We start from the raw sequence: 15,154 nt of genomic DNA on the forward strand, positions 1-15,154 counted from the left end.
CTACGGTGAGGTAGGGTCCATCCGACCGCCCATGCGCCCTTCCCTTGAGGCCATCCTGCGTTGGAGCCCTGATCTGCAGGTAGAGCCTGCGGCTTCGGGAGGAGCTCTCCTGCTGAGCGAGCAGGCGTGGTTCCCGCTCGTCGAGAGCCCCTACGAGGAACTGGCGGCACTGGTGGATGGCCAGCGCACGGTCCAGGAGATCCTGGAGGCCGCCGCTCCCGCGCTCACGCCTCACGAGGTCTTCTTCGCGCTGCGCGACTTGCTGGAGCAGGGCTACCTCGTGGAGCTGCCGCCCGGGAGCGAGTCCCCACTGGTGGGATTCTGGTCCGCGATGGGCGCTGAGCCTGGCTCCGCCTCGGAGCGGGTGGCCTCTACACCCGTCTCGGTGGCGGGTGGCGGCGAGCCCGTGGCCACCCTGCTCGCGGAGGCACTGCGTGGGGCCGGACTGGACGTGCGCCCCGATGCCGCACTGCGCGTGGTTGCCACCGACGACTACCTGTCTCCCGAGCTCGAGGCTTTCAGTGAGCGGGCCCGGGCCGAGGGCGTGACGTGGCTGCCGGTGAAGCCCGGTGGCCGCAGGGGCTGGTTCGGCCCGCTGGTCCGTCCATCGCAGGGCCCGTGCTGGCACTGTCTGACGGAGCGGCTGAGGATGAACCGCGCCGCCGAGCAGGTGGCGGGCGTCTCACGGCGTCCCTTACCCTCTCCTCCCGCCGCCGTGAGCGCCTGTCTCCAGGTGGCAGCCGTGCAGCTCGCCCGGTGGATTGCCTCCGGTCCCGAGTCAGATGCGCTGGACCCGCTCATCACGCTGGATCACCGGACGCTGGAGGTGAAACGGCACCCCGTCACCCGCCTCCCCCACTGTGCCCGCTGCGGGCAGCCCGCTCAGGCCCCTGCGCGCGCAGGGGCGCCCCTCGTGCTGTCTCCGCGGCCCAAGCGCTTCACCCGGGAGGGTGGACACCGGATCTGCTCCCCGGAGGAGACCTCTCAACGGCTGGCCTCGCAGCTCAGTCCCCTCACCGGCATCATCTCTGGGGTGAATCCCGTGCCTCGGAGCGAGCCAGCGCCGTGGACCACGTTCGCCGCGCACTACTCCGTGCCGGTCCGCCCGGGGGACACCCTGCGCTCGCTCCAGCGCCGCTTCAGCAGCGGCAAGGGCGTCACCGAGGCTCAGGCCCAGGTGAGCGCCCTGTGCGAGGCCATCGAGCGGCACCACTGCTTCCTCCATGGGGACGAGCCCCGGGTGCATGCCCGCGCGCACGAGCTGGATGCTCCGCACGTGCCGCCGCACGAGCTGCTGCACTTCAGCGAGGCCCAGTACCGGAATCGGGCCTCCTGGAACGAGCAGGTGTACGATCCCCGCCAGCGCATCCCCGCGCCCGTGTCCTTGGACGCCCCGCTGGACTGGACCCCTGCGTGGTCGCTCACGCATCAGGCGCGCCGCTACCTCCCCACCGCGCTCTGCTACGAGGTGCCGCCCCCAGCGGGAGAGCCCTTCTGCTTCCACAACTACCATGGGCACGCCGCGGGCAACGTCCTGGAGGAGGCCATCCTCCAAGGCTTCCTGGAGCTGGTGGAGCGGGATGCCATCGCGCTGTGGTGGTACCCCCGTGTCCCGCGCCCCCAAGTGGCCCTGGAGCGCTTCGAGAGCCCGTGGATCGGCTCGATTCAGCAGTGGTACCGCGAGCGGGGGTGGAAACTGCAGGTCGTGGACATCACCACGGACCTGGGCATCCCCGTCTTCGCAGCCGCCGCGTACGCCCCGGCTCAGCAACAGCTCTACCTGGGCTTTGGCTGCCACCTGGAGGCGCCCCTGGGAGTGCAGCGAGCGCTGACCGAGCTGAACCAGATGCTCGACTGGGGACGGGCGAGCGGGGATGACGGCTCGCAGCGCGTGGATCCGGAGGCGCTGGAGTTCCTCCTGGGTGAGAGCGCGCTCCCCGCCAAGGGCCCCTCGGACTACACGGCCCAGGCGTCGGGAGATCTGCGCGAGGACATCCTCACGTGTGTGGAGCGGACGCGGGCCCTCGGGATGGACTTCCTGGTGGTGGACCAGACCCGCCCCGAGGTCGACTTCCCGGTCGTCAAAGTGGTCGTCCCCCCGCTGCGGCACCACTGGCCTCGCTTCGGCCCCGGCCGGCTGTACGACGTGCCCGTGAAGCTCGGGTGGCGGAGTGCCCCCGTGGAAGAGGCCGCGCTCAACCCCTTCTTCCCTTTTTGACAGCTCCCCTCGCGGATTTCCCGGCGTAGGGTGGCGAGGCCATGCGCAACGGGATGCGAGTCATCGACGCGGATCGCCACGTCTTCGAGCCGCTGGAGATGTGGCGCACCTACCTGGATCCCCGCTTCCGGGACGATGCCCCCGTCGCCGTGCCTCGCCCCATCCACGAGCCGCTGGCGGAACGTGTGAGCAGGCTCGGCGCCCGGGGCCTCACCTATCAGCCCGTCGACATCCTGGTGCGCGGCCAGCCCATCCAGCGCCCCCTCTCCGAGCGCGCGGAGCTGGCGCTGCTCGATGCCGAGGAGCGCGCGGACGCGGACCTGGACACCTCCACCCCCGAGGCCCACCTGGCGCACATGGATGGCTGCGGCGTGGATCTGGCCTTCTGTTACCCCTCCACTGCCCTGTACATCGTCGGGATGGAGACGCTCGAGCCGGAGCTCGCGCACGCCCTGGTCACCGCCTACAACCGGTGGCTGCACGACTTCTGCAGCGCGGCCCCCGAGCGGCTCCAAGGCGTCGGGCTGGTGGCGCCCCACGCGCCGAAGGCCATGGTGGAGACGCTCGATCAGATCTCCTCCTATGGCTGGCGCGCCGTGGTGCTCCGGCCCAACCTGCTCCAGGGCCGCTCGCTGAGCCACCCGGACTTCGAGGCCTTCTGGGCCGCCTGTGCCGAGCGCTCGCTCGCGGTGGCCCTCCACGAGGGTGCCCATGCGCTGCGCCCCACCGCAGGAGCCGACCGCTACACCACGCGCTTCGGCCAGCATGCGTGCTCCCACCCCATGGAGCAGATGATGGGGATGCTGGACCTCATCGAGGGCGGCATCCTGGAGCGCCACCCCCACCTGCGTGTGGGCTTCTTCGAGGCGGGCTGCGGCTGGGTCCCCCCCTGGCTCTGGCGCCTGGACGAAGTCGAATACAAGCACCTGGCCTCTGAAGTCGCCGAGCGGGTGAAGCGGAAGCCCTCGGACTACGTGCGCCGCCAGTGCTTCGTCACCCTGGAGCCGGGCGAGCCGGGGATCAGCGAGGCCTTGAGCTGGATGGGAGCGGACCGGCTGCTGTTCGGCACCGACTTTCCCCACGCCGATCACGACGGCTCCATCGTGGACGAGGTGCTGCGGCTGGAGCAGCGGCTGCCTCCCGGGGTGCTCGCGGGAATCCTCGGGGCCAATGCCGAGGCCTTCTATGGCCTGAGCCGGTGAGCCGAGGCAGGGCCCTTCGAAAAGCGAAACGGCTCGGCGGAGTCCGCCGAGCCGTTCACAGGCAACCGTAGATGTTCAGTTGCCCGCGGAGACCGCGCTAGGCAGTCGGGGCAGGAGCCGCCGCCGCCTTCTTGCGGCTGGAGGTCTTGCGGGCGGCAGTCTTGCGCGCCCCGCCCTTCTTCGCCGTCGCCGTCTTCTTCTTCGGCGCAGCAGCCTTCTTGGTGGTCTTCTTCGCGGTCTTCTTCTTCGCGGCCATGCAAACCCTCCGTTGAGTTGGGTGCCCACACCCAATGGGGGTGGGGCCCTGCACTCCGACACACTGTGGCTGAGTGCTTGTGGTGAATGGTAGAGGCGATAGGCGTGTGTGTCAACGCATGGTGACGTATTGCACTGCGTGGCGGGGCCGAATTTTAGGCCTCCGCGCACTCCGCGGGCCGAAAACGGCGCCGCGCAGCAGCGAGCGAGCGTGCTCCGAGGCCGGTAAATCGGCTCCGGAAGCGATCCGCGCGGAGGCCGGTAAATCGGCCTCGGACGCGACAAGTCGCGGGTACGAGGCAAGTGTCCGCTGGCCCGCAGAGCAGGCAGGGAACACCGCGCTTCCGCCCGTAGGTGCCGGCATCTAGGGTGCCGCCCGCGATGAGTGCCGACGAGAGGACGTTTCCCGAGGGCTTCACCTTCGGAGTCGCCACCTCCGCCTACCAGGTGGAGGGTGGCATCGAGAACGACTGGGCCGAGTGGGAGCGCGCCGGGAAGCTGAAGGACCCGCACATGCGCTGCGGGCGCGCGGTGGACCACTGGAACCGTTACGAAGAGGACTATGGGCTCGCCCTGCAGGCCGGGGCCTCGGCCTTCCGCGTGTCGCTGGAGTGGGCGCGCATCGAGCCGGAGCGCGGCCGGTATGACGGCGCGGCGCTCGAGGCCTACCGGGAGCGGCTGCTGCGGATGAAGGCGCGCGGCCTGCGGCCCGTGGTGACGCTGCACCACTTCACCCACCCCACGTGGTTCCACCGCGAGACGCCCTGGCACACGCCGGCCAGTGTGGAGGCCTTCCGCGCCTACACCCGCGCGTGCGCGCCCGTCCTGAAGGGCCTGGATGCGCTGCTCATCACCCTCAACGAGCCCATGGTGGTGCTGCTGGGTGGCTATCTGCAGGGGCTGCTTCCTCCGGGCATCGCCGACGGCGAGAAGACGATGCGGGCGATGGAGAACATGGTGCGCGCACATGCGGCCGCGCGCCAGGAACTGACCGCCGTGCTCGGCAAGGTGGAGCTGGGCATCTCGCAGAACATGCTCTGCTTCGCGCCGGACCGGTGGTGGCACCCGCTGGACCGCGCGCTCGTGCGGCTCGGCGCCCACGCCTACAACCACGCCTTCCACGAGGCGCTCGTCACCGGGAAGCTGCGCGTGACGATGCCCGGCGTGGCCTCCACCCGCGTGGACATCCCCGAGGCCAAGGACTCCTGCGAGTTCATCGGCGTGAACTACTACTCGCGCGCCCACCTGCGCTTCATGCCCCGCCCCCCGTTCATCGAGTTCAAGTTCCGGGACAAGCTCGGCCGGGGCCTCACGGACATCGGCTGGGAGGACTACCCCGAGGGCTTCGGGCAGATCCTCTCCGAGGTGAAGCGCTACGGGCTCCCCGTCTGGGTGACGGAGAACGGCCTGGATGACCGGAACGGGCTGCGGCGGCCTCACTACATCCACTCGCACCTGGCGCAGGTGCTGGACGCGCGCGCGCGGGGCGTGGACGTGCGCGGGTACCTCTACTGGAGCCTGCTGGACAACTTCGAGTGGCTGGAGGGCTGGGGCCCCCGCTTCGGGCTCTACCACGTGGACTTCGACACGCTGGAGCGCCGCCCCACCCCGGCCTGCGACTACTTCCGCACCGTGGCCCAGGGCCGGAAGCTCGTCGCCCCCAGCACGCCCGCGCCGTCCGCTCAGCCCAGCGCAGCCCGGTAGTCCACGTCCTGCTCCTCCGAGGGGCCGGACGCATCCACCTGCGCGGCCACGAAGAAGCGGCGCACGGAGGCCTCCACCGCCTCGGGGGTGTCCAGCGCGTTCACCTCCGCACGGAAGGCCGCGGCGCCGTACAGCCCGTGCGCGTACCACGCCATGTGCCGCCGGAAGCTGCGCACCGCCCCGAGCGCATCGCCCACGAACTCCACGTGCCCCCGGAAGTGGGCCAGCACGCCCTCGCAGCGCTCCTCGGGCGTGGGGGGCTCGCCGCCTGTCAGCTCTCGGAAGATCCACGGGTTGCCCAGCGCCGCCCGGCCAATCATCACGAAGTCACAGCCCGTGGAGTCCAGCATCCGCTGCGCGTCCGCCGGCGTCTTCACGTCCCCGTTGCCGATGATGATGCGGTCCGGGAAGTGGCGCTTGAGGTCCGCGATGACACCCCAGTCCGCCTGCCCCGAGTAGCCCTGCTCGCGGGTGCGCGGGTGGATGGCCAGGGCCGCGCAGCCCGCGTCGAAGAGCTGGCCGGCCAGCTGGAGGTAGTTGCGGCTCTTGTGGTCCCAGCCCGAGCGAATCTTGCAGGTGACGGGCAGCCCCGAGGCCTCGCGGATGCGCCGGACAATCTCGGCGGCGCGCGGGGGCTCGCACAGGAGGGCACTGCCCGCGCCGTTCTTCGTCACCTTCTTCACCGGGCAGCCCATGTTGATGTCGATGATCTGGGCGCCGTACTCCTTGCCCATCACCGACGCCCGGGCCATGGCCTCGGGGTCTCCGCCGAAGATTTGGAGCGAGTAGGGCCGCTCTACCTCGGCATCGAAGCGCAGGTACTTGAGCGTGCGCTGGTTGGCGTGCATGAGCCCCTGGGAGCTCACCAGCTCGGTGGGGCACAGGGCCGCGCCCATCTTGAAGGCGATGACGCGGTAGGGCCGCTCGCTCACCCCCGCCATGGGCGCCAGGATGTAGGGGTTCGGAAGGGTGTAAGGGCCGATCTGCAGCATGGAGGAACGGTGGGAATTCTGGCGGACTGGCTACCATAAAGCAGTGCCCGAGCAACGGCCTGCGCAGCCGTACCCTAACGGTTAAGGTGCTCCCCCATGTTCCGCTTTCGCCTCGGAAGCATTCCCGTCGAGGTCCAGGCCAGCCACCTCATCACCTCCGCGGTGCTGGGCCTCAGCTTCGCACCTGCTGGCCGACCAGGCCTCATCGGCTCGATGGGGTTCCAGGTCGTCTCCTGGATGTTCATCGTCTTCGTCTCCGTGCTCATCCACGAGCTGGGCCATGCCGTGGCCAGCAAGGCCTTCGGCTACCAGCCGAGCATCACCCTCGAATGGATGGGCGGGCACACCCGGCCCAACGCCCCGGGCCCCATCCCCTGGAGCCGGGACGTGCTGCTGACGCTGGCAGGGCCCCTCTTCGGCCTGGGGCTCGGGATCGCCTGCTATGTGGGCAAGCGCTCCCTGGGCCACCAGTCCGATGTGCTCGCCTACCTGCTGGGCGTGGGAGCGCTCGCCAACTTCTTCTGGGCCGGGCTCAATATGGCCCCCGTGCTTCCTTTGGATGGAGGCCGGATTACAAGTGTGTTGGCCATGCGGCTCTTCGGCCGGGAGCGGGGCTTCCTGTGGGCCCAGATCCTCGCGGTCATCACCTCCGTGGGCCTCGTGCTCTGGAGCATCGACAACCGGCAGATGTTCCTGGCCGTCTTCTTCGCCATGTTCGGGTTCCAAGCCCTGCGCGCCGCTTACGACGCCATGAAGGGGCCGGAGCAGGAGTCCCGGGAGCAGTCTCCCCAGGCGAACACGCTCCAGAGGGCCCAAGCGGCGCTGGCGAAGAACCAGCTCGAGGAAGCGCGGCACCTGGCCGCCACGGTGCTGGACTCGGGCGAGGCGCTCACGCCCGACCTGGCCAGCCGCGCCCACCACACGCTGGGGTGGGTGGCGCTCAAGAAGGGCCAGGGGCGCATGGCGCTCGACCACTTCTCCCAAGTGCAGGGCCAGCCGGTGGAGCCCCAGGCGCTGGCGGCGGCCTTCTCCTTAATAGGAGACGAGGGCCGCGCTCTGCCGCTGTGGGAGATGGCCTGGCGCGACAGCGGAGACCGCACGGTGATGCACGAGTACGCCGGCAGCTTGATCCGCGCGGGCAAGGAGCCCCAGGCGCTGCGGCTGCCCCAGGTGGACCCCGCGGCGGCCTTCTCGTGCGCGGAGCGGGTGCTCTTCATCCGGGGCGCCTTCTCCGAGGCGGCGGCCATGGGAGAGCGGGCCCTGGCGTACGCCCCCAGCGCCACCATCGCCTATGACGCGGCATGCGCGTTCGCCCGTGCACACAACATTCCTGACGCGGTGCGCCTGCTGCAACGCGCCAAGGAGCTGGGGTTCCGGGATGGGACCTATGCCGCCTCGGACGAGGATCTGGCTCCCCTCCATGGAAACCCGGGGTTCGAGGCCTGGCTCACGGAACTTCGGCAATCTGCGCCGTCCTGACACAGCCATGACAAAGGGGGGTGTTGATTGCGGGTGAGACTGGGCAGCTTCCTGTCCGGTCTGCATCCCGCCGAGGCGCTTTGTGAGAACCAACACCCCTGCTCTGGCTCCTGACGAGAAGATCAACTGGCTGGCGTCCATCCCCTACTTTGGCGTCCACTTGATGTGCCTCTGGGTCTTCTATACCGGGGCCCGGCTGGTGGACGTGCTGGTGTGCCTGGCGCTGTACGTCATCCGCATGTGGGGCATCACCGCGGGCTACCACCGCTACTTCAGCCACCGCGCCTACAAGACGAACCGCGTCTTCCAGTTCATCCTGGCGTTCGTGGGCACCACGGCGACGCAGAAGGGCGTGCTCTGGTGGGCGGCGCACCACCGGCACCACCACCGCGAGTCTGACGGCGAGAAGGACATCCACTCGCCCATTCAGAAGGGCTTCTGGTGGAGCCACATGAACTGGATCCTCTGCGACAAGTACGCGGAGACGAAGTACGACTCCATCAAGGACTTCGCGCGCTTCCCGGAGCTGCGCTTCCTCAACCGCTTCTACCTGCTGCCCCCCATCGCGCTGGCCGTGTCGCTGTACTTCATCGGCGGCTTCTCGCTGCTCATCTGGGGCTTCTTCGTGAGCACCACGCTGCTGTGGCACGGCACCTTCACCATCAACTCGCTGAGCCACATCTTCGGCAAGCGCCGCTACCGGACGACGGACACCAGCAAGAACAACTTCCTGCTGGCGCTCATCACCCTGGGCGAGGGCTGGCACAACAACCACCACTACCACCAGAACACCGCCAACCAGGGCTGGTTCTGGTGGGAGGTGGACTTCAGCTTCTACTCGCTGAAGGTGCTGTCGTGGCTGCGCATCGTCAGTGACTTGCGCCTGCCGTCCGACTCCATCAAGTACTCCTACAAGAAGTACACGCCAGAGCAGCAGGCGGAGCTCAACGCCCCCATCTCCTTCTGGGGCGCGGTGGCGGCGCGGAAGCAAGCGGCGGGGGACAAGGTGCGCGAGGCCATCGCCACCGCGGCGGACCACCTGCCCACCGCGGCGCCCTCACCGACGGCCCTGCTCAAGCGGAAGTAGGCCGGCTGTCGGGTCGTAAAAGGTACACGCCCCGGGGCGCTCGCCCCGGGGTAGAGTGCGCGGGCCTGTGTCACCCCCTTCCCTGAAACCTGAATCGGGCCTCCCGCGTACAGGAACGGCCTCGGCGAGCTCCGCCGAGGTGTCCGACGAGGAGTTGATGGCCCGGTTCTGTCAGGGAGATGCCCCGGCGTTTGATGCGCTCTTCCAGCGCTATTCGCGGCCGGTGCATGGCTACCTGGCCCGGCTGACGGGCAGCCCCTCGGCGGCCGAGGATCTGGTCCAGCTGACGTTCCTGTCCGTGGTGCGCGCGCGTGGCCGCTTCCAGGCCGGAGCGCGGGTGAAGCCGTGGCTGTACGCCATCGCCACCAACGCGGCGAGAGACCATCAGCGGCGTGGCCGGAGGCCGGAGGAGCTCACCGCAGAGGGAGAGCTGCCCGCGACGGTGGCCGCGGAGACGCCCGGGCCTCGGGACACGGGGCTGGAGCGCACGGTGCAGCGAGCGCTGGAGCTGCTCCCCGAGGGCCAGCGCGTCCCCATCATGCTCCACCGCTTCGAGGGGATGAGCTTCGCGGAGATTGCCGAGTCCATGGGGCTGACAGAGTCGGCGGTGAAGGTGCGCGCCCACCGGGGCTACGCGCGGCTGCGCGAGCTGCTGGCGGAGCTGCGAGAGGAGTCGAGCGGATGACGCCCGAGTGTGACCGCGTGCTGGAGGCCCTGGGCTCGGGGGCGCCGCTGCCGCCAGAGCTGGCGAGCCATGCCGCCACGTGCGCGGACTGCCGCCCTCTCACCGAGGGCTTCGATGCGCTCGGCGCCGTGCCGCCGGTGGCCACGCCCGAGCTGACGCCCGGGATGGAGGCCGCCCGCCGCAAGACGCTGGAGGAGCTCGGCAAACAACCCGTGGCCACGCCGTGGTGGATCGAGCTGCTGACGCTGCTGGCCACCTATGCGGCGGTGATGGTGGGAGGCCTGCTCCTGCTAGGCCGTGAGGGGCTGGTGCAGAACACGGCCTCTCCGGCGGTGTTGGTGGGGCTAGGGCTTGCCATCCTCTTGATGGTGGCCAGCGGCGCATACATGGCGCTGGCCCCGGCCCGCCGCCATGTGCCCTGGGTGCTCGTGGCAATGGGAGCCGCGGCCGTGGCTGTTTTCCAGGTGGCGGGCGGCTCCGGCTATGCGACAGCGAAGGGCTTCGTCGCCGGAGTGCTGGGGTGCATGAGAACCGAGGTGCTCCTGTCCATTCCGCCGCTGGCGCTGGCCCTGGTGCTGCTGTGCCGCTCTGCCTTCCAGCCGGTGCGCGCCTTCGCCGCCGGGCTGTCCGCGGCTGGCGTGAGCCTCTTCGTCCTGCACCTGCACTGCCCGGATGGAACGGCCGGGCACTTGATGCTGGGCCACCTGGTGCCCTGGCTGCTGCTCGCGGGCGTGGCGCTCTGGCTGCGCTCCCGCCTGCCCACCCGCAGCTACGCGCCGTGAGCCGAGGCGTGTAACCCGCCCGCCCCAGCGGCCGTACCAGCGGGCATGAACGCCGTCCTCTTCGCCCTGCCCCTGATCCTCAGCGCCGCTCCGGCGCGCACACCCGTGCTGGTGGAGCTGTTCACCTCCGAGGGCTGCTCGAGCTGCCCGTCCGCCGACAATGCGCTGGCGCGGCTGGCGCAGAAGCAGCCCGTGGAGGGCGTGGAGCTCATCGCCCTGGGCTTCCACGTGGACTACTGGGACTACCTCGGGTGGAAGGATCCGTACTCCTCGGGCGAGTACAGCGAGCGGCAGCGGCGCTACGTGCTCGATGGGGACGACAACCGCATGTACACGCCGCAGATGGTGGTGGATGGGCAGCGCGCGTTCGTTGGCGGAGAGGATGAGGCCCGCACTCAGGCGGCTGCGGCCGCGCAGCGCCCAAAGGTGCCCCTGCGCCTTACCGCCCGCGTGGAGGGAGAAACCGTGGTGGTGCGCGTCCGGACGGAGGCCGCGCCCGCGCCCGGACTGGAGCTGTGGGCGGCGCTCGCCGAGGAGGGGCTCTCCTCGGACGTGAAGCGGGGGGAGAACGCGGGGAAGAAGCTCTCGCACGCGGCGGTGGTGCGGACGCTGGCGACGCTGCCACCCGCGAAGGCCTCGGAGGGCAGCTTCGTCTCGGAGGCCCGGCTGAAGCTGGCGGCGGGCTGGAAGCGGGACAAGCTGCGCGTGGTGGCGGTGCTGCAGGCCCCCGGCGGGCCGGTGAGCGGCGTGGCCTCGGTGGAGCCTGCAGCGAAGTAGCGGCGGAGGACTACAGCTCTCCGAGGGCCTGCTGAGGGAACGCTCGCGCGTCCACCTTCGGGTAGTACGCCTTCACCTTCCCGTCCGGCCCGATGATGACGCCCACCCGGCGTGCATTGGCAGCCTGGAGCTCATCACACGCGCCGTAGGCGAAGCCCACCTTGCGGTCGGTGTCGCACAGCAGCGGGAAGTTGAACACGAACTTCTCGGAGAAGGCCTTGTTCTCCTCGGCGGTATCGAAGCTGATGCCCAGAATCACCGCGTTCTTCTTGCTGTACTGGTCCCTCTGGTCGCGGAATCCGCAACCTTCGGCCGTGCACCCCGGGGTGTCCGCCTTCGGGTAGAACCAGAGCACCACCGACTTTCCCCGGTACTCGGACAGCGTATGTGTCCGGCCGGTGTGGTCCTTGACGGTGAAGTCAGGGGCCACGTCTCCTGGCTTGAGCATGGAGCCTCCTTGCGGCTCCGGTCCTAGCACGCCGGGGTGCCCGGCGTCCTCATTACGCCACCTGCTCCTGCGCCCCCAGGGACGTCCTCCGAGCTGCGGTGAAGCCCAGCACCGCCTCTACCTGCAATGCACGGTGTGAGTACGTGTGCTCGGCCAGGACGCGCCGCCGGGCCGCCTCGCCGATGCACCGGGCCTGCTCCGCGTTCAGCTCGCTGAGCAGCTCCGCCACCCCGGCGCCATGGTGCGCCACCAGCACCTCGTACCCGGGCTCGAGGAACATCTCGATGCCCTCCCACGCGTCGGTGATGAGGCAGGCCGCCGCGCCCGCCGCCTCGAAGACGCGCATGGCGGGAGAGAAGCCAAAGCGGGTCATGCTCTCGCGGCTGATGTTCAGCACCGCGCGGGGCGTGCAGTTCAGCGCGTTGTGGTCCGGCGTGTAGACGTGCCCCAGGTACCTCACATTGGACGGCAGCGGACGATCGCCCCACCCGCTCCCACCCAGGAGGAAGCGCTGCTGGGGCAGCAGCTTCGCGGCCGTCAGGAAGAAGTCCTCCACGCGGGCCTCGCGATCCGGCAGCCGGTTGCCCAGGAAGGCCAGGTCCCCCACGAAGCGCGGGTGCCGCGCCACCGGGTGGTGAGTGGAGGGGTCCAGCGCGTTGTAGATGGGCACGCACTGGCGCGCGCCCAGCGCCCGGTAGGCCTGCACCACCGGCTCGCCCCCGCCGTAGGTGAGGATGTGGTCATAGTGGGGGATGAGGGCGCGGAACGGATCCCCCGGGTTCTTCCTCATGCGCTCCAGCGTGGTGGACGCGTCCACGTCCCAGAACACCACCTGCGTGTCCGGTCCCCGCAGGTCCAGCACGCGGGCCTCCAGCAGCGCGTCGAAGACTCCCACGCCGCTGGCCTTCACCACCACGTCCGAGCCCCGGGCGCTCTCCAGGCAGCGCTCGACGGCCTCGGTGCCCTCGGCCGGGTACACCACCACGCGCGCCCAGGGTGGATCCGCGATGTCCCGGTGCTTCTGGCGCTCGTAGGCATCCGGCTCGTAGAAGGTGACTTGGTGGCCGCGGGAGTGGAGCGCGCGGATGATGCCCCGGTAGTAGGTGGCCGCGGCGTTCCAGTAGGCGGAGACGAGGCTCGAGCCAAAGAAAGCAATGCGAAGACCCTTGCTCATGCGGTGACCCTTTCCTGTGCCAGCGGTTGCGCCGCCCGGGTGTCCAGCCCCAGCTCGCGGCAGATGATCAGCAGCTCATCTACACGGTGTGTGCAGGTGTGGCGCGCCAGCACCCTGCGCCGCCCCTGCGTGGCAAGCTCGCGGCGCAGCGGCTCATCCGCCAGCAGCATGCGCAGCGTCCGCTGCATCTCCTCGCCCGTCCGCGCGACGAGGAAGTCCCGGCCTGGCTTGAACAGCCCCTCCGCGTCCCACCACGGCGCGCTCACCAGGGGGATGCCACAGGCCAGCGCCTCGAACACCCGAATCGTGGGGATGCCCGGCAGTGCCTCCACATAGGGCCTGCGAGGCACGTGCACGGTGACGCGCGCGCGGGCGAACGCCAGGGGCGCCTCGTGGTTGGGCAGCCAACCCGCGTAGGTGATGCCCGCGTCCTTCAGCGCCTTGCGCGCCGAGTCCGGGTAGCGGACCCCGTGCACCCGGGCCTTGAGGCCCAGCGCCTTCACCGGGCCTAGCAGGAACTCGTGCAGGTCCGCGGTCCGCTCCTCATCTCCCCAATTGCCGCTCCAGACCAGGTCCTCCTGAGGGACCACGAACGTCAGCGGCCTGAAGGCGCGGGTGTCCGCCGCCTCGTGCCACGTCCAGGCGCGGTGCGACCACCCCCGAGCAACATAGAGCTGGCGGATGACCTCACCGAAGGCCAGCACGCCGTCATAATGCTTCAGCTCGTACCGGGCCAACTCCTGGGGAGCGGTGACGCTCCGGTGGTGCGTGTCGTGGAAGAGCAGCCGGAAGCGCCCGCCCCCCGCGCGCAGCTCGCCCAGGCGCTGAACCAGCTCCGGCGTGCTCCACTCGTGGACAATCACCAGATCCGCGCCGTCCACCGCGCTCTCCAGATCCAAGGTGTCCAGCGTGTACCGGTGCGGAGTGACGCGCGGGTAGAGCTCCTTCACCGCCTCCAGCGCCTCCGGCCCCCGCGGCTCGGCCAGCAGGTTCCGCAAGCTCCAGGCCTCGTACGGCTCGTAGACGTGGACATCGTGGCCACGCTCACTCAGCTCCGTGACGATGCCTCGCAGGAAGTGGGCATGCCCGTGGTTCCAGTCGGACAGCAGCGAGTGGCAGAAGAAGAGGACTCTCATGAGGGGAGCTCACAAGGTGGGCTGCCGCCGCGAGGACGGCTCGGGTTGAACGGGATGGCCTCTGCGCATCCGCACGAGCGAGGCGTAGGCAGCGAGGTAGTTGGCGCACATGCGTGCCGGGCCGTACTCGAGCGCCCGGACCCGCGCACACGCGGCCAGCCGAGCCAGCCGCCCGGGCTCACAGCGGAGGCACTCCAGCGCCTCCGTCAGCGCCTCCACGTCCGTCGGAGAGATGAAGATCGCCGCGTCATCCCCCCACACCTCACGCAGGCTGGGAATGTCCCCCAGCACCAGGGCACAGCCCGCGAGCGCGGCCTCCAGCACGGAGAGGCCAAAGGGCTCGTACCGCGCCGGGAGCGCATAGATGGCTGCACGCCCCATCCACCCGGCCAGCTCCTGAGGCGAGAGCCACCCCAGTGCCTCCACCCGGCGGGGGTGGCTCCCCTCTTCGCGAGGGGGGAGCTGGGTCTCCCCGGCCACCTTCACCGGCCAGCGCAGCCGGGGCGCCGCGGCCTCCAGCGCGGCCACGTTCTTCGCCTCGTCCCACAGCCGGCCAGCGGTGAGGATGAAGGGCTCCCGACGGGCGCGCGGCGGAAAGCCGTCGGGGCGCCGGGCGTTGACGATGACCTCGGCCTCCGGCAGCGGGCCATAGTGCTCGCGGAGCGCCCCCAGCATCGCCCGCGTTGGAGCCACCACCTTGCCCGCGGCCCGGAGCCCCCGGGCCACCTCGGCCTGGTAGCGCCTGTACCGCTCGGGCGCGTCCTCCCCTCTCACTGCCCGCCACCAGGAGAGCACGCACGAGTGCCCCACCATGAGTGTGGGGCTGCTCCAGGGCAGCGCCCCGTGGCAGTAGCCGTTGAGGTGCACCACGTCCGGCCGCACCCGCGCCTCCAGTCCGAGCAGCCACTCGCCCGCGGCCTTCACGTCCGCCCACGGCTCGTCCATCCACTCGAGCTGAAAGGTGCTCTGCTCGACGCGCAGGTTCGGCAGGGCGCGCGCCTCGTGCCACTGGCCGGGCGTCAGCGGCGCGCCCAGGGTCGCCAGTGTCACCTCCACCCCCGGGGCCGCGAGGGCCCGGGTGAGCTCCAGCGCATAGGTCCAGACACCGCCGGTCGTCTCGGCGGTCATCAACACCCGGCGCACGCCCGATCGGGACGCAGCTTTAGCCAACATGGGACTCCACGGGCTCTGGAAGGAGGACGAAGAGAGGGGGGA

The 15,154-nt window shown here is 70.0% G+C and carries 14 protein-coding genes; 8 read left to right on the forward strand and 6 right to left on the reverse strand.

Going from position 1 to position 15,154, the window contains the following annotated elements; genetic code table 11:
• Nucleotides 1-31 precede the first annotated feature (31 nt).
• Both DB31_RS42415 and DB31_RS42420 read left to right on the forward strand, forming a co-directional pair.
• Complete coding sequence (locus DB31_RS42415) at nt 32-2,218, forward strand: TOMM precursor leader peptide-binding protein (protein WP_044199179.1); 2,187 nt, start codon at nt 32-34, stop codon at nt 2,216-2,218.
• A 41-nt stretch (nt 2,219-2,259) separates the two neighbouring features.
• Complete coding sequence (locus DB31_RS42420) at nt 2,260-3,420, forward strand: amidohydrolase family protein (protein WP_044199181.1); 1,161 nt, start codon at nt 2,260-2,262, stop codon at nt 3,418-3,420.
• 97 nt (nt 3,421-3,517) lie between these two features.
• Here DB31_RS42420 and DB31_RS49420 read toward each other — a convergent pair whose 3' ends face one another.
• Nucleotides 3,518-3,676: a hypothetical protein gene (locus DB31_RS49420; protein ID WP_157232456.1), complete on the reverse strand. Its 159-nt coding sequence runs from the start codon at nt 3,674-3,676 to the stop codon at nt 3,518-3,520.
• A gap of 380 nt (nt 3,677-4,056) precedes the next feature.
• Here DB31_RS49420 and DB31_RS42425 point away from each other — a divergent pair, with 380 nt between their 5' ends.
• Nucleotides 4,057-5,379, forward strand: a complete 1,323-nt coding sequence (locus DB31_RS42425) for a glycoside hydrolase family 1 protein (RefSeq protein ID WP_044199184.1) — start codon at nt 4,057-4,059, stop codon at nt 5,377-5,379.
• On the opposite strand, the gene dusB is transcribed toward DB31_RS42425, so the two are convergent.
• Complete coding sequence (dusB, locus tag DB31_RS42430) at nt 5,358-6,371, reverse strand: tRNA dihydrouridine synthase DusB (RefSeq protein WP_044199186.1); 1,014 nt, start codon at nt 6,369-6,371, stop codon at nt 5,358-5,360. The two genes, DB31_RS42425 and dusB, sit on opposite strands and share 22 nt — an antisense overlap.
• A gap of 96 nt (nt 6,372-6,467) precedes the next feature.
• Between dusB and DB31_RS42435 the strand changes: the two genes are divergently transcribed.
• From DB31_RS42435 to DB31_RS42455, 5 genes are all read left to right on the forward strand, one after another.
• Nucleotides 6,468-7,850: a TPR end-of-group domain-containing protein gene (locus DB31_RS42435; RefSeq protein WP_044199188.1), complete on the forward strand. Its 1,383-nt coding sequence runs from the start codon at nt 6,468-6,470 to the stop codon at nt 7,848-7,850.
• A gap of 82 nt (nt 7,851-7,932) precedes the next feature.
• On the forward strand, nt 7,933-8,937 hold the full coding sequence (locus DB31_RS42440) for an acyl-CoA desaturase (RefSeq protein ID WP_044199189.1): 1,005 nt from the start codon (nt 7,933-7,935) through the stop codon (nt 8,935-8,937).
• A 157-nt stretch (nt 8,938-9,094) separates the two neighbouring features.
• Nucleotides 9,095-9,622 (forward strand): RNA polymerase sigma factor, encoded by a 528-nt coding sequence (locus DB31_RS42445; protein WP_044199191.1) that lies wholly within the window; start codon nt 9,095-9,097, stop codon nt 9,620-9,622.
• Nucleotides 9,619-10,404: an NrsF family protein gene (locus tag DB31_RS42450; RefSeq protein ID WP_044199194.1), complete on the forward strand. Its 786-nt coding sequence runs from the start codon at nt 9,619-9,621 to the stop codon at nt 10,402-10,404. Before DB31_RS42445 ends, DB31_RS42450 begins: the two co-directional genes overlap by 4 nt.
• 45 nt (nt 10,405-10,449) lie before the next feature.
• Nucleotides 10,450-11,181: a DUF1223 domain-containing protein gene (locus DB31_RS42455; protein ID WP_052420689.1), complete on the forward strand. Its 732-nt coding sequence runs from the start codon at nt 10,450-10,452 to the stop codon at nt 11,179-11,181.
• A gap of 10 nt (nt 11,182-11,191) precedes the next feature.
• On the opposite strand, the gene DB31_RS42460 is transcribed toward DB31_RS42455, so the two are convergent.
• From DB31_RS42460 to DB31_RS42475, 4 genes are read right to left on the reverse strand one after another with little or no spacing between them, the layout of a single operon-like run.
• On the reverse strand, nt 11,192-11,629 hold the full coding sequence (locus DB31_RS42460) for a peroxiredoxin (RefSeq protein ID WP_044199196.1): 438 nt from the start codon (nt 11,627-11,629) through the stop codon (nt 11,192-11,194).
• Between the two features lie 52 nt (nt 11,630-11,681).
• Entirely contained in the window at nt 11,682-12,803 is a 1,122-nt protein-coding gene (locus DB31_RS42465; RefSeq protein ID WP_044199198.1) for a CgeB family protein, read from the reverse strand.
• A complete protein-coding gene (locus tag DB31_RS42470; RefSeq protein ID WP_044199200.1) occupies nt 12,800-13,939 on the reverse strand; it encodes a CgeB family protein in 1,140 nt (379 codons plus the stop codon). Before DB31_RS42470 ends, DB31_RS42465 begins: the two co-directional genes overlap by 4 nt.
• Before the next feature lie 9 nt (nt 13,940-13,948).
• A complete protein-coding gene (locus DB31_RS42475; RefSeq protein ID WP_240487250.1) occupies nt 13,949-15,112 on the reverse strand; it encodes a glycosyltransferase family 4 protein in 1,164 nt (387 codons plus the stop codon).
• Nucleotides 15,113-15,154 lie beyond the last annotated feature (42 nt).

It is taken from the genome of Hyalangium minutum, assembly GCF_000737315.1.
GTDB lineage: Bacteria > Myxococcota > Myxococcia > Myxococcales > Myxococcaceae > Hyalangium > Hyalangium minutum.